Source organism: Novosphingobium resinovorum (genome assembly GCF_027922145.1).
Lineage (GTDB): Bacteria > Pseudomonadota > Alphaproteobacteria > Sphingomonadales > Sphingomonadaceae > Novosphingobium > Novosphingobium resinovorum.
In genome coordinates this window covers 51,485-73,028 of sequence record NZ_BSFC01000008.1, presented here as the reverse complement: position 1 = coordinate 73,028, position 21,544 = coordinate 51,485, and the positions used below count along the sequence as shown (strand labels likewise).

The 21,544-nt window shown below is 65.3% G+C and carries 23 protein-coding genes; 11 read left to right on the top strand and 12 right to left on the bottom strand.

Annotated elements, in window-relative coordinates:
- The first annotated feature begins 447 nt into the window (after window positions 1-447).
- Both kce (PKE80_RS04665) and PKE80_RS04660 read left to right on the top strand, forming a co-directional pair.
- Entirely contained in the window at window positions 448-1,377 is a 930-nt protein-coding gene (gene kce / locus PKE80_RS04665) for a 3,5-dioxohexanoate:acetyl-CoA acetone transferase (protein ID WP_271181503.1), read from the top strand.
- A gap of 160 nt (window positions 1,378-1,537) precedes the next feature.
- Window positions 1,538-2,722 (top strand): dihydrolipoamide acetyltransferase family protein, encoded by a 1,185-nt coding sequence (locus PKE80_RS04660; RefSeq protein WP_271181502.1) that lies wholly within the window; start codon window positions 1,538-1,540, stop codon window positions 2,720-2,722.
- A gap of 46 nt (window positions 2,723-2,768) precedes the next feature.
- Here PKE80_RS04660 and PKE80_RS04655 read toward each other — a convergent pair whose 3' ends face one another.
- From PKE80_RS04655 to PKE80_RS04615, 9 genes are all read right to left on the bottom strand, one after another.
- Window positions 2,769-4,049: an enoyl-CoA hydratase-related protein gene (locus PKE80_RS04655; protein ID WP_271181501.1), complete on the bottom strand. Its 1,281-nt coding sequence runs from the start codon at window positions 4,047-4,049 to the stop codon at window positions 2,769-2,771.
- 41 nt (window positions 4,050-4,090) lie between these two features.
- The gene (gene kce / locus PKE80_RS04650; protein ID WP_271181500.1) at window positions 4,091-5,014 is read right to left on the bottom strand and encodes a 3,5-dioxohexanoate:acetyl-CoA acetone transferase; all 924 of its coding nucleotides are present in this window, start codon (window positions 5,012-5,014) and stop codon (window positions 4,091-4,093) included.
- 19 nt (window positions 5,015-5,033) lie between these two features.
- Window positions 5,034-6,278 carry an acetyl-CoA hydrolase/transferase family protein gene (locus tag PKE80_RS04645; protein ID WP_271181499.1) on the bottom strand — a complete coding sequence of 415 codons (1,245 nt, stop codon included), beginning with the start codon at window positions 6,276-6,278 and terminating at the stop codon, window positions 5,034-5,036.
- Window positions 6,279-6,313: 35 nt separating this feature from the next.
- On the bottom strand, window positions 6,314-7,108 hold the full coding sequence (locus PKE80_RS04640) for an enoyl-CoA hydratase-related protein (protein ID WP_271181498.1): 795 nt from the start codon (window positions 7,106-7,108) through the stop codon (window positions 6,314-6,316).
- Window positions 7,105-7,536: a PaaI family thioesterase gene (locus tag PKE80_RS04635; protein WP_271181497.1), complete on the bottom strand. Its 432-nt coding sequence runs from the start codon at window positions 7,534-7,536 to the stop codon at window positions 7,105-7,107. The genes PKE80_RS04640 and PKE80_RS04635 overlap by 4 nt, the downstream gene beginning before the upstream one ends.
- 7 nt (window positions 7,537-7,543) lie before the next feature.
- Entirely contained in the window at window positions 7,544-8,302 is a 759-nt protein-coding gene (locus tag PKE80_RS04630; protein WP_271181496.1) for an SDR family NAD(P)-dependent oxidoreductase, read from the bottom strand.
- 26 nt (window positions 8,303-8,328) lie between these two features.
- Window positions 8,329-8,805, bottom strand: a complete 477-nt coding sequence (locus PKE80_RS04625; protein WP_271181495.1) for a MarR family winged helix-turn-helix transcriptional regulator — start codon at window positions 8,803-8,805, stop codon at window positions 8,329-8,331.
- Window positions 8,806-8,879: 74 nt separating this feature from the next.
- A complete protein-coding gene (locus tag PKE80_RS04620) occupies window positions 8,880-10,043 on the bottom strand; it encodes an acyl-CoA dehydrogenase family protein (RefSeq protein WP_271181494.1) in 1,164 nt (387 codons plus the stop codon).
- 3 nt (window positions 10,044-10,046) lie between these two features.
- The gene (locus tag PKE80_RS04615; RefSeq protein WP_271181493.1) at window positions 10,047-10,937 is read right to left on the bottom strand and encodes an SDR family oxidoreductase; all 891 of its coding nucleotides are present in this window, start codon (window positions 10,935-10,937) and stop codon (window positions 10,047-10,049) included.
- 184 nt (window positions 10,938-11,121) lie between these two features.
- Between PKE80_RS04615 and PKE80_RS04610 the strand changes: the two genes are divergently transcribed.
- Genes PKE80_RS04610 through PKE80_RS04570 form a run of 9 tightly spaced genes read left to right on the top strand, consistent with a single transcriptional unit; the run spans window position 11,122 to window position 19,295 of the window.
- Complete coding sequence (locus PKE80_RS04610) at window positions 11,122-12,525, top strand: OB-fold domain-containing protein (protein WP_271181492.1); 1,404 nt, start codon at window positions 11,122-11,124, stop codon at window positions 12,523-12,525.
- A complete protein-coding gene (locus PKE80_RS04605) occupies window positions 12,525-13,724 on the top strand; it encodes an acetyl-CoA acetyltransferase (protein ID WP_271181491.1) in 1,200 nt (399 codons plus the stop codon). The genes PKE80_RS04610 and PKE80_RS04605 overlap by 1 nt, the downstream gene beginning before the upstream one ends.
- Window positions 13,725-13,747: 23 nt before the next feature.
- Complete coding sequence (locus PKE80_RS04600; protein WP_036525275.1) at window positions 13,748-14,200, top strand: MaoC family dehydratase; 453 nt, start codon at window positions 13,748-13,750, stop codon at window positions 14,198-14,200.
- The gene (locus tag PKE80_RS04595; protein ID WP_271181490.1) at window positions 14,197-15,072 is read left to right on the top strand and encodes an HpcH/HpaI aldolase/citrate lyase family protein; all 876 of its coding nucleotides are present in this window, start codon (window positions 14,197-14,199) and stop codon (window positions 15,070-15,072) included. Before PKE80_RS04600 ends, PKE80_RS04595 begins: the two co-directional genes overlap by 4 nt.
- Window positions 15,069-15,398 carry a hypothetical protein gene (locus PKE80_RS04590; RefSeq protein WP_036525272.1) on the top strand — a complete coding sequence of 110 codons (330 nt, stop codon included), beginning with the start codon at window positions 15,069-15,071 and terminating at the stop codon, window positions 15,396-15,398. Before PKE80_RS04595 ends, PKE80_RS04590 begins: the two co-directional genes overlap by 4 nt.
- Window positions 15,395-16,573: an acyl-CoA dehydrogenase family protein gene (locus PKE80_RS04585; protein WP_271181489.1), complete on the top strand. Its 1,179-nt coding sequence runs from the start codon at window positions 15,395-15,397 to the stop codon at window positions 16,571-16,573. Before PKE80_RS04590 ends, PKE80_RS04585 begins: the two co-directional genes overlap by 4 nt.
- 10 nt (window positions 16,574-16,583) lie before the next feature.
- On the top strand, window positions 16,584-17,498 hold the full coding sequence (locus tag PKE80_RS04580; RefSeq protein WP_271181488.1) for an SDR family NAD(P)-dependent oxidoreductase: 915 nt from the start codon (window positions 16,584-16,586) through the stop codon (window positions 17,496-17,498).
- Between the two features lie 2 nt (window positions 17,499-17,500).
- The gene (locus tag PKE80_RS04575) at window positions 17,501-18,349 is read left to right on the top strand and encodes a MaoC/PaaZ C-terminal domain-containing protein (RefSeq protein ID WP_271181487.1); all 849 of its coding nucleotides are present in this window, start codon (window positions 17,501-17,503) and stop codon (window positions 18,347-18,349) included.
- A 4-nt stretch (window positions 18,350-18,353) separates the two neighbouring features.
- Window positions 18,354-19,295: an NAD(P)H-dependent flavin oxidoreductase gene (locus tag PKE80_RS04570; protein WP_271181486.1), complete on the top strand. Its 942-nt coding sequence runs from the start codon at window positions 18,354-18,356 to the stop codon at window positions 19,293-19,295.
- A gap of 43 nt (window positions 19,296-19,338) precedes the next feature.
- Here PKE80_RS04570 and PKE80_RS04565 read toward each other — a convergent pair whose 3' ends face one another.
- From PKE80_RS04565 to PKE80_RS04555, 3 genes are all read right to left on the bottom strand, one after another.
- Window positions 19,339-19,734 carry a putative quinol monooxygenase gene (locus PKE80_RS04565; protein WP_271181485.1) on the bottom strand — a complete coding sequence of 132 codons (396 nt, stop codon included), beginning with the start codon at window positions 19,732-19,734 and terminating at the stop codon, window positions 19,339-19,341.
- A gap of 107 nt (window positions 19,735-19,841) precedes the next feature.
- The gene (locus PKE80_RS04560) at window positions 19,842-20,351 is read right to left on the bottom strand and encodes a hypothetical protein (RefSeq protein ID WP_271181484.1); all 510 of its coding nucleotides are present in this window, start codon (window positions 20,349-20,351) and stop codon (window positions 19,842-19,844) included.
- Entirely contained in the window at window positions 20,348-21,529 is a 1,182-nt protein-coding gene (locus PKE80_RS04555; RefSeq protein WP_271181483.1) for a phosphotransferase family protein, read from the bottom strand. The genes PKE80_RS04560 and PKE80_RS04555 overlap by 4 nt, the downstream gene beginning before the upstream one ends.
- Window positions 21,530-21,544: the final 15 nt, after the last annotated feature.

The window sequence follows — 21,544 nt, the reverse complement described above, 5'->3', positions numbered from 1 at the left end:
CGCTCGCCGGTTGCATTTGCTTAACCTGACCAATTGGAATTCTAATGAGCGCATTTGGCGCGTCAAGCCATTATTCGAACTTGTGATCTGCTGCTGATCTGCAGGTTGCCAAAGGCTTTGAAGTTGGGCGTGATGATCGATTTATATACTGTAATTCATAGATAAATATCGGAGTTATGGTGAGCATGACCGATGCGGTTGGTGCCTACCTTCCGGCATTCCTGTGCCGTTTTTGCTGGGCTGGCTATTAGTCATATGGTCAGATAATTCGTGACGGGGAGTAAAGGCGCGAGCTGGATTCGCCAATTTTGACGACTTTGCCTGCGATCTCTGTGTCCGGTCGCGCTCCGCGGTAAGAATCATATTGACCGTTTGGACAGTTTAAACCACATCGACGTTCACAACGAATGCCTCGGCAGAGATCGGCAGCGAAAAACGGAGGGCGAGATGCCGAAGTCCAAGACCATCATCAGCTGCGCCGTGACGGGCTCGATCCACACGCCGTCGATGTCGCCGCATCTGCCGGTGACGGCCGACGAGATCGCGCAGAGCGCTCTGGAAGCGGCAGAGGCCGGGGCGGCGATCGTCCATCTCCACGCGCGCGATCCCGAAACCGGCAAGCCGGTGCATGAACCGGAAGACTTCGCGCCGTTCCTCAAGGTGATCAAGCAGGCGAGCGACGTGGTGGTCAACATCACCACCGGCGCCTCGCCCTACATGCCGGTCGAGTACCGCGTGAAACCCGCCAAGACGTGGCAACCCGAAGTGGCCAGCCTCAACATGGGCAGCATGAACTTCGGGCTGTTCCCGATGCTCAAAAAGGACCGGGAGTGGAAGCACGCCTGGGAGCCGGAGATGCTGGAGGCCAGCCACGACCTCGTCTTCCGCAACAGCTTCAAAGATATCCGCTATGCCCTTGAAACGCTGAATAAGACCGGCACCCGCTACGAGTTCGAATGCTACGACACGGCGCACCTCTACAACCTGCACTACTTCTGGAAGGAGGGCTTGGTCGAAGGGCCGCTGTTCATCCAGACCTGCTTCGGCCTCCTCGGCGGCATTGGCGCCCACCCGGAGGACGTGATGCACATGAAGCGCACCGCCGACCGCCTGTTCGGCGACAACTACCGCTGGTCGGTGCTGGCGGCAGGCGCGAACCAGATGCCGGTGGCGGCGATGGCGGCCAGCATGGGCGGGCACGTCCGCGTGGGGCTGGAGGACTCGCTGTGGATCGGCAAGGGCCAGCTTGCGACCAGCAACGCGCAGCAGGTGACGAAAGTGCGCCAGATCATCGAGGGCCTCGGCGGCGAGATCGCCACCCCTGCCGAAGCGCGCGAAATCCTCGGCCTCAAGGGCGGGGATAAAGTGGGGTTCTGAAGCGCTCCTTTTCGCAGCAATCGGGATGACGATGATGACCGCTACGATCACCGAGATGCGCGCGGCCCTGGGCTGAAGATTGGCGGGCATCGGGCCAGTTGCGCTTCGATGCCGACGCCACCGCCAATGCAGCGACGCAACTGTTTCCGGAGAAACTGAAATGGCCATTGAACTCAAAATGCCGGCGCTGTCCCCGACGATGGAGAAGGGGACGCTTGCCCGCTGGCTGGTCGGCACGGGTGATACCGTCAAGGCGGGCGACCTGATCGCCGAGATCGAAACCGACAAGGCGACCATGGAAATGGAAGCCGCCGAAGATGGCCGCATAGCGCGTCTGGTGGTGCCTGCAGGTAGCGTTGATGTACCCGTAGGTGCCGTTGTGGCACTGTTGAGTGCCGGTGAGGACACCGATCCTGTCCCTCTCGCTGCTGCCGAAACCTACGCCGAGCCGATTCAGACATTGCCCGTTTCAGCCCCGGATGTCAGTTCGACATCGCTCGCCCGGCGCCTTGCCACGGCACGCGGCATCGGGTTGGACTCGATCGCGGGCTCGGGGTCGCGCGGCAGGATAATGGCGGCAGATCTGGGACTTGCGACGGCGGCATCGGTTGCCCTGATCCCGGCGGAAGATCGGCCGCTGCCCGCGCCTCAGGGAATACCGATGCGCAGCGAGAGCCTGTCCACTATGCGCAGGACCATCGCCCGGCGCCTGACCGAGAGCAAGCAGACCGTCCCGCACTTCTATCTCACCGCCCGCTGCCGTCTTGACGGATTGCTCGAACTGCGCCGGGAATTGAACGGTGCCGTCTCGCATCGCGGTGCCCGCGTTTCAGTAAATGACTGTGTTATCAAGGCGATGGCGTGGGCATTGGAGCAGGTTCCAGAAGCCAATGTGCAGTTCGCCGGGGACCGGATTCATCGCTTCGAACGCGTCGACATCGCCATGGCGGTGGCCATCGACGGCGGCCTCGTCACACCGGTCATCCGGGATGTGGCGGCCCTTTCCCTTGGCGCTGTTTCCGAAGCGGGCCGGTCGCTTGCGGCGAAGGCGAGGGAAGGCCGCCTGACGCCCGGCGACTACGAGGGCGGGACCGCGACCATCTCGAATCTGGGGATGTTCGGCATCGATGAGATGGTGCCGGTCATCAATTCGCCGCAAGCCATGATCCTGGGTATCGGGGCAGGGGTGGAACAGCCGTGGAAAGTCGACGGCGATATTGCGCTGGCCACGATCATGGCCGCGACCGGCAGCTTCGACCATCGCGCGATCGACGGCGCCTTGGCCGCGCAATTCATGGCCGCGTTTCGTGAGGCGATCGAGGTGCCTATGCTGCTGATTTCCTGATACAATTCTTGCGGGAGAGTTCTAAACTCTCCCGCAAGAGGACGTCCTAGACCAGTTCGGCCATGCCAGCGAGGCCGCCGATATAGGCAGGCACAACAAGCGTGCGAGCAAGTGCGTGATCGAGTTGCAGGCGGGTGATGTCGTCCATGTCGGCGACTATGCTGCTGCAGTCCTGTGACAGTTCCTTCAGAGCTGCCATCGCCGCCGGACGACCGCGAAGCCAGAAGTCCGTACCGACCCTCCGCTGGACCGGTGCAGATCCGGGGGTAGGGGCTCCGAACAGGGCGCTGGCCAATTCGGGGCATTGCGAAGACGCCTGCGATACTTTCGTGGAGATCGCCTCCCGCGCGGCTTCGATGCTGTCCGGCAGGGAGCCGTCCTTTGCCGCCTTGTCATAGGCCTGCTTGCCGAGGAACATCGTACGGATCATGTTGCGGGGTTCGGGGCGCTGGATCAGAGCCGAAAACACGGACATTTCCGCGCGGATGGCGCCATCGATCGGCTGGATGATGCCGAACTCCACGCAGTCGAGAATGGCGAGAGGGGCTGGTTCATGGCCGAGCATCCTTGCCAGTTCGCGTTCGCGATGGCGCTCGATGGCGCCGGAAATCTCGGCATGCGGCAAAGGAGCACTGTCAGTGCGGTCCCAGGGCTGCACGCAGTGGGCCGCCTTGGACAGCAGCCAGCGTTCGGCGGCGGCGATCTCGTCGCCTTCATCCACGACCTCGCCGGCAAGGCCGGCAGCCACGGCATCTTCGCCCTGGTAGGTACGGCCGAGAAGCAGGACTTCCAGCCCGGCCTCGACGCCGACGAGGCGCGGCATGCGCTGGGTTCCACCGGCGCCGGGAAGCAACCCCACGGCATATTCAGGCAGGCCCAGCATCGCACGGCGGGAACGGGTCAGGACACGGTAGTGGGCGCCGAGAGCAAGTTCGCATCCGCCCCCTAGCGCGACACCAGCGACGGCGGCGGCAATCGGCTTTCCTGCGGTCTCCAGACGGCGGATCGCATGGCTGAGGGGGAAGAAGTGGTCGAAGGCGATATCGAAACGGTCGGCCCTGGGCGCGGCGACGATCATCTCGTAGGCGACGCCCAGTTCCGTCAGGTCCGCGCCCGCGCAGAAGCCGTTGGCCTTGCCGGAACGGACGACCACGCCGCGAACGTCGTCGGCGCGGTGCAGCCATTCGGCGAAGGCGCCCAGTTCATGGATCGCCTTGTTGGAAAAGACGTTCATCGATCTGTCGGGGCAGTCGAAGACGAGATGGATCAGGCCGTTGTCCTGTCGCTCGACACGGAACTGGGTGAGATCGGGGAGGGGCAATGTCATGAATTCTCCTGCGCCGGCTTGCGGCATTGCGAGAAGCAGGGTCAGAAGGCGACCTTGTCGCCACCCTTGAGGCCGAGGATTTCGCGCGCTTCGGCAGGGGTGGCGATCTCGCCGCCAAGGCCCTCGATGATCTGGCGCACTTTCGTCACCTGCTGCGCGTTGCTGGTGGCGAGCTGGCCCTTGCCGATCCACAGCGAGTCCTCCAGCCCCACGCGGACGTGCCCGCCCATGCTGGCCGCCATCGCCGCCACCGGCATCTGGTTCGCGCCTGCCGCCAGCACCGACCAGCGGTAGTTGTCGCCGAACAGGCGGTCGGCGGTGCGCTTCATGTGCATCACGTCTTCCGGATGCGCGCCGATGCCGCCGAGGAGGCCGAAGCAGGTCTGGATGAACAGCGGGCCTTCGACCAAGCCCTCCTTCCAGAAGTAGTGCAGGTTGTAGAGGTGCGCCGTGTCGTAGCACTCGAACTCATAGCGGGTGCCGGTCTTGTTCAGCGTTTCCAGCGCATAGCGGATGTCCTTGAAGCTGTTGCGGAACACCAGATCATGGCTGGCCTCCAGCATTTCGGGCTCCCAGGCGTGCTTCCACTCCCGGTCCTTCTTCAGCATCGGGAACAGACCGAAGTTCATGCTCCCCATGTTGAGGCTGGCCACTTCGGGTTGCCACGTCTCGGCGGGTTTCACGCGATATTCGACGGGCATGTAGGGCGAGGCGCCGGTGGTGATGTTCACTACCACGTCGCTCGCCTGCTTGATGACCTTGAGGAACGGCGCGAAGTCTTCCGGTTCATGCACCGGCTTGCCGGTTTCGGGATCGCGCGCGTGCAGGTGGACGATCGCGGCGCCTGCCTCTGCCGCCTCAAGCGCACTCTGCGCGATCTCGTCGGCCGTCACCGGCAGATGCGGCGACATCGACGGCGTGTGGATCGAACCGGTCACGGCGCAGCTGATGATGGTCTTGGCCATATAATCCTCTCTTGTGTTCTCAGAGCCGATCCGAAACCGCACGCCAGCTTTCTGCCAGGACATCGCGGAATTGGGGGGCGGCTATACGTATCAGGGCTTCGGCGCGGTCATCATGGCTCTTGCCCCGCAGGTCGGCGGCACCATGTTCGGTGACGACTACATCGGTATCGAGCCGGCTCAGCGATGCCGGGCCGCGTGCAGAGGCAGGGTCGATGATCCGCGACAACGTGCCTTTCGCCGCGTCGGCGGGAAGGCAGATCAGGCGCAGCCCGCGCGGCGACAGGCGGGCGGCGGCGGCAAAGTCGCTGGCGCCTCCCGGTCCGGACATGGCGCCTTTGGGGCCGACCTCGGAATAGACTTGGCCGAACAGATCGACCTCCAGCGCGGAATTCACCGTGACGAAGTGTCCGGCGGCTCCCGCGATGCGCGGATCATGCGTCACCGATACCGGCCGGAACTGGAAATGGGGATCATCCAGCCCGGCGTAGAGTTCGGGCGATCCGATCGCGACGCCGACGAGGGCGCTCGAACCCGGGGCCATGGCCCCCGATCGCACCAGCCGCAGCCCGCCGTCGCCGACGAGGCCGGTATGAAGGCGCAGGTCGCGGCGGTCATGCAGGGCATCGAGGACGGCGTCGGGCACTTTGCCGAGGCCGGTCTGCAGCGTGGCGCCGTCTTCTATGAACCGGGCCGCATGTTCCGCGATCGCGCGCGAAACAGGGTCCGGAAGATCGGTGGGCGTGCCTTTCAATACCTGATCCTGCTCGATGAAAGCGGTCAGTTCGCCGAAGGGAATACCCGGATCGCCTGCCGTGCGCGGCATGGCGGGGTTGATATGCGCGATCCGCGTTCCGGCGGATCGCCAGAAATCGGGAATGAACGCTGTTTCCGGCCCGAACGAGCACATTCCGTTTTCATCGGGCGGGCTGCACATGAACAGCACGGCGCTTGGCGGCTCGGCCGCATAGAGCGCGGATATCTGCCCGTAGCACAGCGGCCTGAAATCGACCCGCTCGGGTTCCGCCCTGAGCTGCGGCGTCTGGAAGAACGTCAGCACGCGGCTCAGGCTGCTTCCCGACCATGTCCGGCGGTTGAGGCCGGGTACGAAAATTCCCGAGAACCGCATGGCCGCCAGGGTATCTCCCCCCCCGGCGACCATATCGGCCAGCAGGTCCGATTCCGCGCTGCACGACGAAACCAGCGTCAGCCCACCGGGCGGCAGGACTGCGGCCAGATCGTCTGCGGTGATGCGTCGTGGTGCCACGGGCCGACCCTGCTGATTTGCTATCTGCTATTCCGTCACTTCACGTACTTGTGGAAGTCGGGCGCGCGCTTCTCGGTGAAGGCGCGGACGCCTTCCTTGGACTCGTCGGTGTCGTAGAACAGCTTCACCGCATTTAGCGCCAGCATCGAGATGCCGCGGATGTTGTCGCTGTCGGCATTGAAGCTGCGTTTGGCGAGCGCCAGCGCGGTGGGCGAACGCTGGGCGAGGATGTCGGTCCACTCGGTCACCGCCGCATCGAGCTGGTCGTGCGGGACGATCTTGTTGACGAGGCCCATCTCGAGCGCCTCTGCCGCCGTATACTGGAGGTTGAGGAACCAGATTTCGCGCGCCTTCTTGTCGCCGACGTGGCGGGCGAGCAGGGCGGTGCCCCAGCCTGCATCGACCGAGCCGACCTTGGGGCCGACCTGCCCGAGCTTCGCCGATTCCGACATGATCGAGAGGTCGCACAGCGTCGCGAAGACGTTGCCGCCGCCGATCGCGAAGCCGTTGATGCGGGCAATCACGGGCTTGGGAATGTCGCGGATGATCGACTGCAGTTCGTCGATCGGCAGGCCGACGATGCCGCGCCCGTCGTACTGGCCTTCGTGGGCCGACTGGTCGCCGCCGGTGCAGAAGGCCTTGTCGCCCGCGCCGGTGAGCACGACCGAGCTGACGCCGCGATCGTCGGCGGCCAGCTTGAACGAGGCGATCAGCTCCTCGATCGTCTGGGCGTTGAAGGCGTTGTAGAGCTTGGGGCGGTTGATCGTGATCCAGGCCGCGCGGCCCTTTACTTCGTAGATCACGTGCTCGAACTGGGGTGCTTCGCTCATAGCGAGTCCTTTCCTGCGTTGTTCTTGTAGATCGCGTGGGAGCTGGCCATCACCCGCTCTCCGACGGTGGCGATCGCCTGGGTGAAGATCATCGTGCGCGTGGTTTTCACCAGCACGACCTCCGCCACCAGCCAGTCGCCCGCGACGGGCGGAGCCAGGTAATTGACCTGCAAGGATATTGTCGGCGTATGGGGATCGGCGGCTTCGCGGTCCTGGTAGACGAAGGCCTGCCCGTCGAGGAAAGTCGCCATGGCGCCGCCGTGCATGCCGCCGACGCCGTTGCAGTGATCTTCCGAGACTTTCAGGCAGTAGCGCTTCGCTTCCCAATCGACCCAGATCTGGCCGACCGTCCACGCTCCCGTGCGGGTAACGATGCCGGTTTCCCAGTTTCCCGGGATCGGCGGCGGGGTATTGTCCTGATCCGACATAGCCGGATCAGACCATGTTCATGCCGCCGGAGACGGAAATGGCCTGCCCGGTGATATAGGCGCCGTCGTCCGACGCGAGCATTGCCACGATGCCGGCGTAGTCCTCGGGTTCTCCCATGCGCTTCAAGGGGATACCGCGCACCATCGCGTCCTTCCACTTCTCCGCGTCGGCGCCTTCGCCCAGCACGCTGGCCATCATCGGCGTGTTCGTGGGGCCGGGGCAGACGCAGTTGGCGAGCACGTTCTTGCGCGCCAGTTCGCGGGCGATCGACTTGGTGAAGCTGATGAGGCCGCCCTTGCAGGCCGAATAGACCGCCTCGTTGCTGGTGCCGACGCGCGCCGCGTCCGAGGCGATGTTGATGATCCGCCCGCCGCCGCGCTGCGCCATCCGGCCCGCGACCGCGAAATGGGTGTTGAGATTGCCCTTGAGGTTGATCGAGATGACCTTGTCCCAGAACTCCGGGGTGGTCGTGAGGAAGGGCATCGGCTTGTCCCATCCGGCGTTGTTGACCAGCGCCCAGACGGGACCAAGAGTGTCCTCAACGGCACCTACCGCAGCCTGAACGGCCTCGAAGTCGCTCACATCGACCTGCCAGGTCTGCACCACGGCGTCTCCGGCGAGCTTGGCGGTCTCTTCCCCCGCCTCGGGGCTGAGATCGAAGATGGCGACCTTGCACCCCTCCGCCGCGAGCCTGAGAACGAGCGCGCGCCCGATGCCCTGTCCGCCGCCGGTGACGATGGCGACCTTGCCTTCCAAACCTTTCACAACAACCTCCGTTTGTTCATGACCGGCTACATTTCTATGTCGCCGGCCCCTTCGGCATCGCTGCCGATGAGTTCGATCAGTCTTGTCTTGACCTTGAGGAGTACGCCGCTGGCGCCCTCGAGTTCTTCGTCTTCCACCACGCTCATGATGTCGGCTTCCACCGCATCAACCGCTTCCCTGATCGCGGCGACCAGCTTCTGGCCAGCCTTGGTCAGGTAGATGCGACGGGCGCGGGCATCGCGTTCATCCGCCCGGCGTTCCACGAAGCCACCGGCTTCCATGCGATCGACCAGTCCACCGATCGCCACCTTGGTGAGATCGAGGTCGGCGGCGAGGGCGGTCTGGGTCATTCCGTCGCGGCGCGACAGGAAGGCCAGCACCCACCACTGCGAACGCGTGATGCCGAGGGGCTTGAGGGCCCGGTCCACGACGATGCGGCGCATGCGCGACACGTCGTGGATCAAAAAGCCGAAGCGCAAATTGGAATCCAGATTCTTGGGCACGCTCTTTCCTTCGGAGGTTGAAACCTCCGCACTATCGGCAATCGCGCGTGCATCAAGAGGTAAGCGTGTTTCCATTACCCTTTGCGCGTCAGCTTGCCCTTGAACATCTCACGCGCGATGATGGTCTTCATGATCTCGATGGACCCGCCGGCGATCTTGACGATGCGCGCGTCCGCATAGGCGCGGCAGATCGGATACTCCCACATGTAGCCCCAGCCGCCGAACAATTGCAGGCACTTGTCGACCGTTTCGCAGTGCAGTTCCGAGGTGGTCATCTTGGCCATCGCGGCATCGACCGGATCAAGCTCGCCCTTCATGAACAGGTCGATGCACTTGTCGGTGAAGACCCGCGCCATCACCGCGCGTGCCTTGAGGTCGGCCAGCACGAACTGGGTGTTCTGGAAATCCCCGATGGTCTGGCCGAAGGCCTTGCGCTCGGCGGTATAGTCCACCGTCCATTCGATGACGGTTTCGGTCACGGTCGCCGAGCGGATCGCCTGGGCGAGCCGTTCCTGCGACAGCTTCGTCATCATCAGCGCGAAGCCCTGACCTTCCTCGCCCAGCATTGCGCTGGCAGGCACGCGCAGGTTGTCGAAGAACAGTTCCGAGGTGTCCTGCGCCTTCATGCCGAGCTTGTCGAGGTTCTGCCCTCGGTTGAAACCGGGGAGGCTGGCATCGACGAGGAACAGCGAGGTGCCCTTGGCCCCGGCGGCGCTGTCGGTCTTGGTGGCCAGCACGATCACGTCGCAGAGCTGGCCGTTCGAGATGAACACCTTCTGCCCGTTGATGACGAAATCGTCGCCGTCGCGCTCGGCGCGGGTGCGGATCGCCTTGAGATCGCTGCCCGCGTGCGGCTCGGTCATGCCGAGCGAGCCGATCGCCTCGCCGCTGACCATCTTGGGAAGCCACTGGCGCTTCTGCTCCTCGGTCCCGAAGGCGAGGATGTAGGAGGCGACGAGGTCGGTGTGGATCAGGAAGCCCGGGCCGCTCGTGCCCGCGCGCCACAATTCCTCGAAGACGATGACGTCGTAGAGATAATCCGCGCCGATGCCGCCGTATTCCTCGGGAACCGTGCAGCACAGCATCCCGGCCTCACCGGCCTTGAGCCATACCTCGCGCGGGACGATGCCGTCCTTTTCCCACTGGTCGTGGAAGGGGACGATTTCCTTCTCGATGAACTTGCGGACAGTGTCGCGCCACATTTCGTGTTCGGGCTGGAAGAGGGATCTTTCGATCATGGCTCAGTTGCTCCCCCGTTGGGCTTTTTCCTTGGCGACCGAACCTGCGATCGCGGCGCGCGCTGCGTCCCACTGCTCGCCGGTCAGGTTGGTGAGATCGGCGAACGTGCCGGGACCGGCGAGATGCTGCGCGCCGTCGATCGCGATGGTCTGCCCCGTCAGGTAATTGCACCCATCCGACAACAGGAAGGTAATCAGGTTGCACAGTTCGGGCATGTCACCGAAGCGGCGCAGCGGCACCGTCTCGCAATTGGTGGCCGAGCTTTGCGTGTCCGGGATCGGGTTCAGCTTTTCCCAGGCGCCTTCGGTGGGGAAGGGGCCGGGGGCCACGGCGTTGAGGCGGATGCCGTAAGGGCCCCATTCCACCGCCAGCGACTTGGTCATCGCGTCGATCGCGGTCTTGCCCATGGCGGACGGCACCACGAAGGCCGATCCGGTCCATACCCAGGTCGTCAGGTTGGAGACGACCGCGCCTGCGATCCCGTCGCGAATCCAGCGCTTGCCGCACGACAGCGTGGTGTAGAACGTGCCGTCGATCACTGTCGAGGTCACCGCGCGGAAGCCCCGGGCGCTCAGGTCCTTGGTCGGTGCGATGAAGTTGGCGGCGGCGTTGTTGAACAGGCCGGAAAGCGGGCCCGTCTGCCAGATCGCCTCGACCATCGCGTCCACCGCATCGGCATCTCGGATGTCGCAGGCGTGAGCATGGACCGCGCCGCCGGTCGCCGCCGAAATTTCGGCGGCCGTTTCGTCCAGCAGCGCCTGGCGGCGGCCGCAGATATGCACCACTGCGCCGCGCGCGCTGAGGCTGCGGGCGATCTCCCGGCCAAGGCCGCTGCCGCCACCCGTCACTAGAATGGCCTTCCCGGCCAGTGCATCCTGTCTGAAAATATCCAAGTCCTGCTCCCTTGGCCGGAGGCTGCCCCGAGGGGGTGCCAAATCACCCTTGCCACTAATTGTGAACCTGTTTACAAAATGATTCGGCGCTGTCAAGAAGGCTGCGACGATATGCCGCCGCCAAGCAGCGGCGGACCTGAAAAATGATCTTGCGGAGGATAGGGTGCAGATCGGTATAACCGCGATGGGTGCATACTTGCCCGCGCTGCGCGTCGACCGCAAGGCGATCGCCCGCGAATATTCCTGGAGCGGCCTCGGCATGCCGCGTGGCGGTTTCCGCGCGCTGGCGGGCTGGGACGAGGACAGCCTGACGATGGCTGTAGAAGCGGCGCGGGGGCTGGTGCAGACCGCGCCCGAAAGTCTGCGGATCGCCTCGACCTCGGCCTATTATACGGAGCGTTCGCAAAGCGCGATCGCGCTCGATGCGCTGGCCCTGCCGCGCACGGTGCGCACCGTGGACTTCGGCAATTCGCGCCGCGCCGCCACGACTGCCATGCTCGATGCGCTGCTGGGTACGGGCGACCAGATCGTCGTCGCATCGGAAAAGCGGCTGACGCAGGCGGGCAGCGCGGCGCAGCTGGCCTATGGCGACGGCGCCGCCGCGGTGCGCATCGGCGAGGGTGGCGGCGCGCGGCTGGCGGGTTTCGCCAGCGTGACGCACGATCTGGTCGATCGCTACGCCTCGCAGGATCACCCCACGCCTTACGTTTACGAGGAACGCTTCGTGCGCGACGTGGCGGTGGCCGAACTGATCGTCCCCGCCATCCGCGACGCCTGCGAGGAAGCGGGGATCGAGCCGGGACATCTGACGCATGTCGCGGTGGCCGAGCCGGTCGGCGGGACATGGGCCGCTGCGGCGCGCCAGTTGAAGGTCGCTGCGCCCAATCATTGTCAATCGGTTTCCGATGCGGCGGGCGATCTGGGCACGGCGATGCCGCTCTACGGCCTCGGCCTGGCGCTCGCGGCGGCGGCGGTAGGTGACTACGTGCTGGTCGTCGGGTTCGGCAGTGGCGTCGATGCTCTGGTCTTCGAGGTTACCGGCGAAGTCGAGGGCGTGGCCGGGTTCGCCGAGGTTCTCGCGCAGGGCTTCCGCCTGACTTCGCCCACGCGCTTCCTCAATCTTTCGGGCGCGCTGTCGCTCGACTGGGGGATGCGCGCGGAATTCCAGCAGAAATCGCAGGCCACCGTGCTGGAGCGCGTCGGCCGCGACACCATCGGCTTCATCGGCGGGCGCGACAGTGGGGGCAACGTCCAGTTCCCCAAGAGCGCCTATCCGGTCAACCCGGCTCTGTCCGAGCCCGAAATGCTGGAGGACGTGCGCCTTGCCGATCTGGAGGCGAAGATCGTCTCGATCACGGCGGACCGGCTGAACTTCACCCCCGATCCGCCGTTCGACTTTGGTCTCGTCCAGTTCGACAACGGCGCGCGGGTGCTGATGGAGATGGTCGACCGGCCCGAGCAGGGCTTTGCGGTGGGGGACCGCGTCCGCATGCGGCTGCGCATCAAGTCGCAGAACCGCGAGCTGGGCACCCGCACCTATTTCTGGAAAGCGGCGCCGCTCGCGCGCCCGACGTTGGGAGACGCCTGATGGCGAGCGGATTCAGGGACAAGGTCGCCATAGTCGGCATGGGTTGCAGCCGCTTCGGCGAACGCTGGGACCTCGGCGCCGACGGTCTGATGGTCGAGGCGTTCGGCGAGGCGCTGGCGGATGCCGGTATCGCGCGCGAGCAGATCGAGGCGGCGTGGGTCGGCAATGCGCTTGACGACATCAACGTCGGCAATTCCGCGCTGCCCGCCGCCCATGCTCTGCGCCTGCAGCGGGTGCCGGTGACGCGGGTGGAGAACATGTGTGCCACCGGGACCGAGGCGCTGCGCGGCGCGGCTTATGCCGTGGCTTCGGGCGCGGTGGACATCGCGCTGGCCATCGGCGTGGAGAAGCTCAAGGACACCGGCTACGGCGGCTTGCCGCTCAAGACCAAGGGCGTGCAGAACGACTTGTGGATGCCTTATGGCTCCGCGCCGGGCACGTTCGCGCAGCTGGCAGGAGCTTATGCCGCGCGGCACGGGATCGACGCGGGCGACCTCAAGCGGGCGATGGCGCATGTCTCGTGGAAGAGCCACCAGAACGGCGTCCACAGCCCCAAAGCGCACATGCGCAAGGCGGTGGAGATGGACAAGATCCTGAACGCGCCGATGATCGCCGATCCGCTCGGCCTGTTCGATTGCTGCGGCGTGTCGGACGGCGCGGCCTGCGCCATCGTCACCACGCCCGACATCGCGCGCGGGCTGGGCAAGGCGAACCCCGTCACGATCAAGGCGATCCAGCTGAGCGCCAGCAACGGCTGGGAGATGCAGTACGGCGAATGGGACGGCGCGCATGTGCCCAATACCCGCGTCGCGGCTGGCAAGGCCTATGCCGAGGCGGGCATCCACGATCCGAAGCAGAGCATCGACATGACCGAGGTGCACGACTGCTTCTCGATCACCGAACTGGTCATCATGGAAGACCTCGGCCTGTCGGACGAGGGCCGCGCGCCTGCCGACATCCTCGATGGCCGGTACGACCGCGACGGCGCGATCCCGTGCCAGCTCGACGGCGGGCTCAAGTGTTTCGGCCACCCGGTCGGCGCCTCGGGCCTGCGCATGGCCTACGAGGTCTACAACCAGCTTCAGGGCCGGGCGGGCGAGCGCCAGCGCGGCAAGGTCGACTTCGGCCTGACGCACAATCTGGGCGGTGCGCCGTTCAACAGCGTCGCCGCCGTGGCGATCCTCGGCCGCCTGAACTGACAAGATAATAGGGAGACGATACGATGGCAGGCCTCTGGTTCGAGGAGTTCGAGGTCGGGCAGGTGATCCGGCACGAAATCCGCAAGACCGTGCTGGAATACGAGAACATGCTGTTCTCGTCGCTGACCTTCAACCCGGCGCAGCTTCACGTCGATCACGACTATGCGGCGCAGACCGAGTTCGGCAGGCCGCTGATGAACTCGATCTTCACGCTGGGACTGGTGATCGGCCTGTCGGTGCAGGATACGACGCTGGGCACCACGGTCGCCAACCTCGGCATGACCGATACGGTGTTTCCGAACCCGGTCTTCTCCGGCGATACCATCCGCTCGGAAACGCATGTGCTGGAGGTGCGCGCCAGCAAGTCTCGCCCAACGCAGGGCATCGTCCTGTTCGAGCATATCGGCCTCAACCAGAACGACCAGATCGTCTGCCGCACCAAGCGCAATGCGCTTATGCTGAGGAAGCCGGCGTGAGGCTGCGCTCGCTTCTCTTCGTGCCGGGCGACAGCGAGAAAAAGTTCGCAAAAGCCTCGCAGACCGCGGCGGACGTGCTGATCCTCGATCTCGAGGACTCGGTTGCTCCGGCGGTGAAGCCCGAGGCGCGCGGCATCGTCGCGGGCTGGCTCGACCGCGCGGGCGAGGTCGGCGCTGCGCTGTTCGTGCGGCCCAATCCGCTCGACAGCGGGCTGATCGACGACGACCTTGCCGCCGTGGTGCGCCCCGGCCTTGCGGGACTGTTGATCCCCAAGGCCAATGGCGCCGAGGACATCGCCGAAATCGCCCGCAAGCTCGACCGGCTCGAGGCCGAGGCGGGCATGGCGGCGGGCACGGTGAAGATCGCCGTCGTCTCCACCGAGACGCCGCTGGCGATGTTCAACCTGCAGTCCTACACGCCGCCGCACCCACGCCTCGTCGGCCTGACCTGGGGGGCGGAAGACCTTGGCGCCGCCATCGGCGCGACGGACAACAAGGAGCCCGACGGCTCCTGGACCTTCCCCTATCAGGTTGCCCGCGCGCAGTGCCTGTTCGCCTCGGCCTCGGCCGGGGTCGTGCCGATCGACACGCTCTTCGCCAACTTCCGCGATCCCGAGGGGCTGGAGGCCGATTGCCGCAAGGCCCGGCGCGACGGGTTCCTCGGCCGCATCGCCATTCATCCCGATCAGGTCGACACGATCAACCGCTGCTTCAGCCCGTCTGAGGAGGAAGTGGCCCATGCCCGCCGCATCGTCGATGCCTTCGCCGCCAATCCGCAGCTCGGTACGATCGGCATCGACGGAAAGATGTTCGACATTCCCCACCTCAAGGCCGCGCACAAGACGCTGGCCGCAGCAGGAGAAGATGGATGAGCGGTTTCGCGCGCGGCGCCAGCCTTGCGATCGTGGTCGGCCTGACCGCGTTCCTTCTCTATGCCTTCGCGACCGGCGAGGTCATCCCGGACCAGCTCCACGTGTGGTCGGTGGTCTGGGGCCTTTACGTCTGGGCCGATGCCTATTCCGGCTTCCTGCTCTTCTCGCTCATCATCTACGCCTACGAACGTAACCTGACGCTCGTGGTCGTGCTGTTCATCGTCACCTGCTGCACCGGCAACATGGTCAACGCCGCCTGGCTGCTCTGGCGCGGGCCCGACCTGCTGCGCCGCATCCAGTCCCATTCAACGAGGATTTCGTCATGAGTGCACCCCGTCCGCTTCCAACCGAGGAAGATCTCGAAGCCATCCGCGAAGGCGTGCGCGCGGTCTGCAAGCCGTTCGACGACGAATACTGGCTCGCCCGCGACGACGACGGCAAGTTCCCGCGCGAATTCCACCGCGCCATGGCCGAAAGCGGCTGGCTGGGTATCACCATGCCCGAGGAATACGGTGGCTCCGGCCTCGGCGTGACCGAGGCGATGACGATGATCCGCGAGGTTGCCTCTTGCGGCGGCGGGTTCGCCGCGTCTTCGACGATCCACATCAACCTGTTCGGACCGCACCCGATCGTGGTCAAGGGCACCGAGGAGCAGAAGGCCCGCTGGGTGCCGCGCCTTGTCTCGGGCGAGGATCAGGTGTGCTTTGGCTTCACCGAGCCCGATGCCGGTCTCAACACCACGCGGATCAAGACTTTCGCCGAGAAGGTGCCCGGCGGCTACCGCGTCAACGGCCAGAAGGTCTGGACCTCGACCGCGCAGGTCGCGAACAAGATCATGCTGCTGACGCGCACGACCAAGTTCGAGGATGTGAGCAAGCCGACGGACGGCATCACCATCTTCTACACCGATCTCGACCGCAGCAAGATCGACGTCCACCTGATCCCCAAGATGGGCCGCAAGGCGGTGGATTCGAACGCGATCTTCATCGAGGACCTGTTCATCCCCGACGAGGACCGCATCGGCGAGGAAGGCAAGGGCTTCGGCTATATCCTCCACTCGCTCAACCCCGAGCGCATCCTGATCGCCGCCGCCGCCACCGGCATCGGTTCCGACGCACTGCGCCGGGGCGTGAACTATGCCAAGGAGCGCGTGGTTTTCGACCGGCCGATCGGCCAGAACCAGGGGATCCAGCACCCGCTCGCGGAAAAGTGGATGTATCTGCAGAGCGCCTGGCTGATGGTCGAAAAGGCCGCGCGCCTCTACGACAGCGGCCTGCCCTGCGGAGCCGAGGCCAATTCCGCCAAGTTCCTTGCCGCCCGCGCCTGTCATGACGCGGCGTGGCAATCGGTCGCGACGCATGGCGGCTTTGGCTATGCCAAGGAGTACCATGTCGAGCGACTGTACCGCGAGGCCGCGCTGACGCGCCTCGCGCCGATCACCGAGCAGCTCATCATGAGCTTCATCGCCGAGAAGGTCCTCGACCTTCCCAAGAGCTACTGAGGATACGACAATGGGAATGATGGAAGGCAAGGCCGTGCTCGTCACCGGCGCCGGTCGCGGCGTCGGTCGCGGCATCGCGCTGGCCATGGCGAAGGCGGGTGCTGCGGTGGTCGTCAACGACCTTGGCGTGGCGCTTAGCGGCGCGGGTGAGGAGGGCGCTTCGCCCGCCGAGCAGGTGGTCGAGGAAATCCGTGCGCTGGGCGGGCAGGCGGTCGCCAACCACGACAGCGTCGCCGAATGGGACGGGGCGCAGGCGATGGTCCAGGCCGCGATCGACAGCTTCGGCCGGATCGATGCGGTGGTGAACAACGCGGGCAACCTGCGCGACGTGATCTTCCACAAGATGACGCCGGAGGATTTCCGCGCGGTGATCGATGTGCACCTGATGGGCAGTTTCCACACCAGCCGCGCCGCCGCGCCGTTCTTCAAGGAACAGGGCTCGGGCGCCTTCGTGCACATGACCTCCTCGACCGGGCTCGTCGGCAACTTCGGGCAGGCGAACTATGCGGCGGCCAAGCTGGGCATCGTCGGCATGTCGAAGTGCATCGCCATCGACATGCAGCGTTTCGGGGTGCGCTCCAATGCGGTGGCGCCCTGGGCGTGGACGCGCATGGTCAGTTCGATCCCGACCGACACGCCCGAGCAGCAAAAGCGGGTCGAGGGCCTCAAGAAGCTCGATGCCGACAAGATCGGGCCGTTCTGCGCGGCGCTGTGCAGCGATGGCGGCAAGGAGGTGACGGGACAGGTCTTCGGCGTGCGCAACAACGAGATCTACCTGTTCTCGCAGTCGCGTCCGATCCGCACCGCCCACACCGCCGAGGGCTGGACGCCCGAGACGATCACCGAGCGCGTGTTCCCGCAGTTCGCCAACGACTTCTACCCGCTCCACCGCTCGGGCGACGTGTTCACCTGGGACCCGGTGTGACGATGATCCGGCCCGACGCGATCCGGGACTACGGCTTCGGCGTGCGCACGCAGTCCTATGCCGAGCGTGACGCGATCCTTTATGCGCTGGGCGTCGGGCTGGGGCACGATCCGTGCGACGCGGGCGATCTCGCGTTTCTCGATGAACGATCGCTGCGGGTTCTGCCGACTTATGGTGTGACGCTGTGTTCGCCCGGCATGTGGATTCGCGAGCCGGCGCTCGGGGTCGATTTCGGCAAGCTGGTGCATTCCGCGCAGGCAGCCGAGTTCTTCGAGCCGCTGCCCCCCGGCGCCACGGTGACAGGGACGGCGAGCGTCGTCTCGCTGACCGACCGGGGTGAGGGGCGAGGCGCGGTGCTGGTGCTGGAGCGCGAGATCAGCAATGCCGATACCGACGCCGTCCATTGCCGCCTGCGCCAGACCCTGCTGCTGCGCGGCGACGGCGGTTTCGGCGGCCCCGAAGCCCCGCGCGAGGCGAAGTTCGAACCGGTCGGCGCTCCCGATGCGGTCGGGCACTACGCGATCTCGCCGCGCGCGGCGCTGATCTATCGCCTGTCGGGGGACTGGAACCCGCTGCATCTCGATCCGGGCTTCGCGGCGAAGGCCGGTTTCCCGCGCCCGATCTTGCACGGGCTGGCGAGCTATGCCGTCGCCGGCGTGGCGGTTTCGCGTGCGCTGGGGCGTGATCCGGGGGCGGTGGGGGCGCTTGCCTGCAAGTTTTCGGGCGTGGTCATGCCCGGGGACGCAGTCACGTTCGAGATATGGAAGGACGGCGATGCCTCGGCGCGGTTCCGCGCGTTGGTTGGGGATCGCAAGGTGCTGGATGACGGCACGATAACATGGAAGCGATAGGACGATGAACAGGGAAGAGATCGCCGCCCTCAAGGGCAGACTGCGCATTCCGGTGATGGCGGGGCCGATGTTCATCGCCTCCACCGCGGACCTCGTGATCGCGCAGTGCAAGGCCGGGATCATCGGCTCGATGCCCGCACTGAACCCGCGCACGACCGAGGCGCTCGATGCCGACATCGCCCGCATCAAGGCCGAAGTGGGCGACGCACCTTATGCGATCAACCTCGTCGCCCATGCCTCGAACTCGCGGCTGGAGCCGGACCTCGAGGTAGTGCTGCGCCACAAGGTGCCGATCGTGGTGCTGGCGCTGGCGGCCAACCCGGACCTTGTGCGGCGGCTTCAGGACAACGGCGCGCTGGTGTTCCAGGACGTGGTGCGCAACCGCCATGCGCAGAAGGCGGCGCAGATGGGCGTGGACGGGATCATCGCTGTCGGTGCCGGGGCAGGCGGGCACACCGGCAATATCTCGCCTTTCGCGCTGGTGCAGGAAATCCGCGAGTGGTGGGACGGGCTGCTGATCCTCTCGGGCTGCATCGCCAACGGCCGCTCGGTGCTGGCGGCCGAGGCGATGGGGGCTGACCTCGCCTATGTCGGCTCGGCCTTCCTTGCGTCGGAAGAGGCCAACACGCAGGTCGGTTTCAAGCAGATGATCGTCGACTGCACGGCCGACGACATCCTCGTCAGCGACTCGTTCACCGGCGTGAAGGCGACGTTCCTGCGCCCCTCGATCGTCGAGAACGGGTTGGACCCGGACAACCTCGTGCGCGCGGCGGGCAAGGCGATCAACATCGACGGCGGCGGCGACAACGCCAAGGCGTGGAAGGAAATCTGGAGCGCCGGGCAGGGCATCGGCGCGGTCAAGGTCGCGGGGCCTGCAGGCGAATGGATCGGTACGCTGGTGGACGAATACGCCGAGGCGCGCCGCTGTCTGGCAGACGCAGGCTGACATGAAAAGGGCGCGGGAGAGTTTGCCTCCCGCGCCTTCTTTGTCAGTCGACTGGCGGCGTTACGGTGAGATGAGCGGGCTGCCAGATGTCGATGCGCGGGTCCCCAACGAGCAGTTTGGCCAGGTCCGTGAACAGCCCTGAGACGATGCGGGCCTGCAGGTAGGTCTGATAGGCCAGCGCACTGTGCCATTGCTCGGAAAGGATGAGTCTGTCGGCGTCCGCATGATGGCGATGGGCACTGATGGCGACAAAGCCGTCGGTCCTGCGCGTCTCTTCGAGAATGCCGGGCAGTTGCGTCAGGAACGTCTCTATCATGCCCGGTGCGAAATGGAGTTCGAGGGTGACGAATACAGGGTGCATGCGATCTCTCCGTGCCTGGAATTGCATCTTCGCCTCTATCCCGTAAGTGCGCGGTTCCAGACGGATGAGCTGGCTCACCCTGAAAGCGCCTTCGAGATCGAGAGCGAACGGGGCGGGAATTCATCTTCGACAGTCCCCTCCGTCGTAACTTGTGAGCCCGGTGTTCGCGGCCCGAAAAGCCGAAACTACGTGAGCGCAGCCGTCATCGACGGCAGTTCCGTGTCCGGGCCTTCGAACCCGGTAATCGCGAACCAGCTCCGGTCGCGCAGGGCGGTCGCGGCCCCGTGGCCTAGCACCTGCCGGTAGACGGCAGTGCGGAACCGGGTATCTCCATCGACGTGCGCAGCGGCGATCAGCGCGGCTATGGCGGCGCTCGTCCGTACGGTCGCTGCCCGCAGGGCGTCATCGTCGGTTGCGGGCATGGCCGCCGACCGCAATTCATGCGCTGCGGATGTCGTCACCGGGCCGCCGCTCGCTGCTGCGACCAGTTCTGCGGCCAACGTTGCGAGTGCGCGGAACTCGGCGTCTTCGTAATGCGTGTTCAGGCCTGCCTGCGCGCGCAACTGGTGGAGATGCCCCAGCACCAGCGATGCCTGCTCCTCCGCAAGCCCCTTGCGTCCCCGCAGTTCGGGGAGAACGACTTCTTCCATGGCCCGGATCATGCTGCCGAGGCGATCTTCGATCGATGGATTCATGGTGCGGTTGCCTCATCCAGAAGGCGGCAGAGTTCGGACACGAAGATGTATCCTGCGGGTGCCAGCCAGGTGAGCAGGACGTCCTGATGATTGTGGCGGTCGCGCGCGGTCTTCATGCCGGTCGCCAGCGTCATAACCACGCATTTGTAGGCGGAGAGTATCTCGTAGAAATGCAGCGAACGCGGATCCACCGATCGTCCTGTCTGCGCGATATATGCGGCAATGAAGTCCTCGCGCGTTAGCATCGCGCTGGCAAGGTGCACGCCGTTCTCGGACGAACCGAATATCCGCTGCAGCGTCCACGCGAGATCCTCGTGCGGGTCGCCGATATGGGCCAGTTCCCAATCGAGCATGGCGGTGATCTCGCCGCTGTCCTCGTCGAACAGGTAGTTTCCGGTCCGATAGTCACCGTGGACCATCACCAGATCGGTCGCGGCGGGCAGGTTGGCATACATCCACTCTTCCGCGAGTGTGAGCACCGGATGGGCCTGGACCACGTCTTCGCGGTGCAGGCGAGCCCACCAGTTCACCTGCCAGCGCGCCGCCTGCCAGGGATCGGCGTCCGGTCGCTGGAAGCTGGCAAGGTTTGGATCGGCAAGGTCCAGCGCGTGGATGGCGGCGAGATTGCGGATGAATTGCGGTGCGATCCTGCCGCGAAGATCCGGCCCCAGATAAGTGCCCAGACCGGTTACCGTATTGCCGTTGTCGCTCGGCTTGGTCACACCGGCGACGAAATGCATGATGGCTGCGGGCTGGCCGAAGAATGTCCCTTCCGCGTCGAGCCATGCCGGTTCTGGCGCGGGAATTATGCCCCGCACCGCGTTGAGCAGGTCGGCCTCGCGGCCCCGGTCCGATTCCGAGATCGACTGGATCGGCTCCATGCGTAGCACGTAGGCCTGCGCTGGAGCAGCGCCGCCGCCGATTTCAAAGTAGAACTGTTCCTTGGACGCGCCGCCGCCGAGCCGGCGCACGCCGCTGGCGATCAGGCCCGGAGCGACGCTTGCCAGGAACCGGGACAGGCGTTCCTCAACTTCTGCGATCGACGCGACGCGATAGACGTCGCTGGCCGCCTTTCGCAGTGCCCGCCGATCGAGCACGGCCCGGATGCCGGGCTCCAGATCGGATCGGTCCGGCGTGGATGCGAAGGCGGATGTACTGGTCGAATGGACCGTAGCCATCGGGATAACCTCATC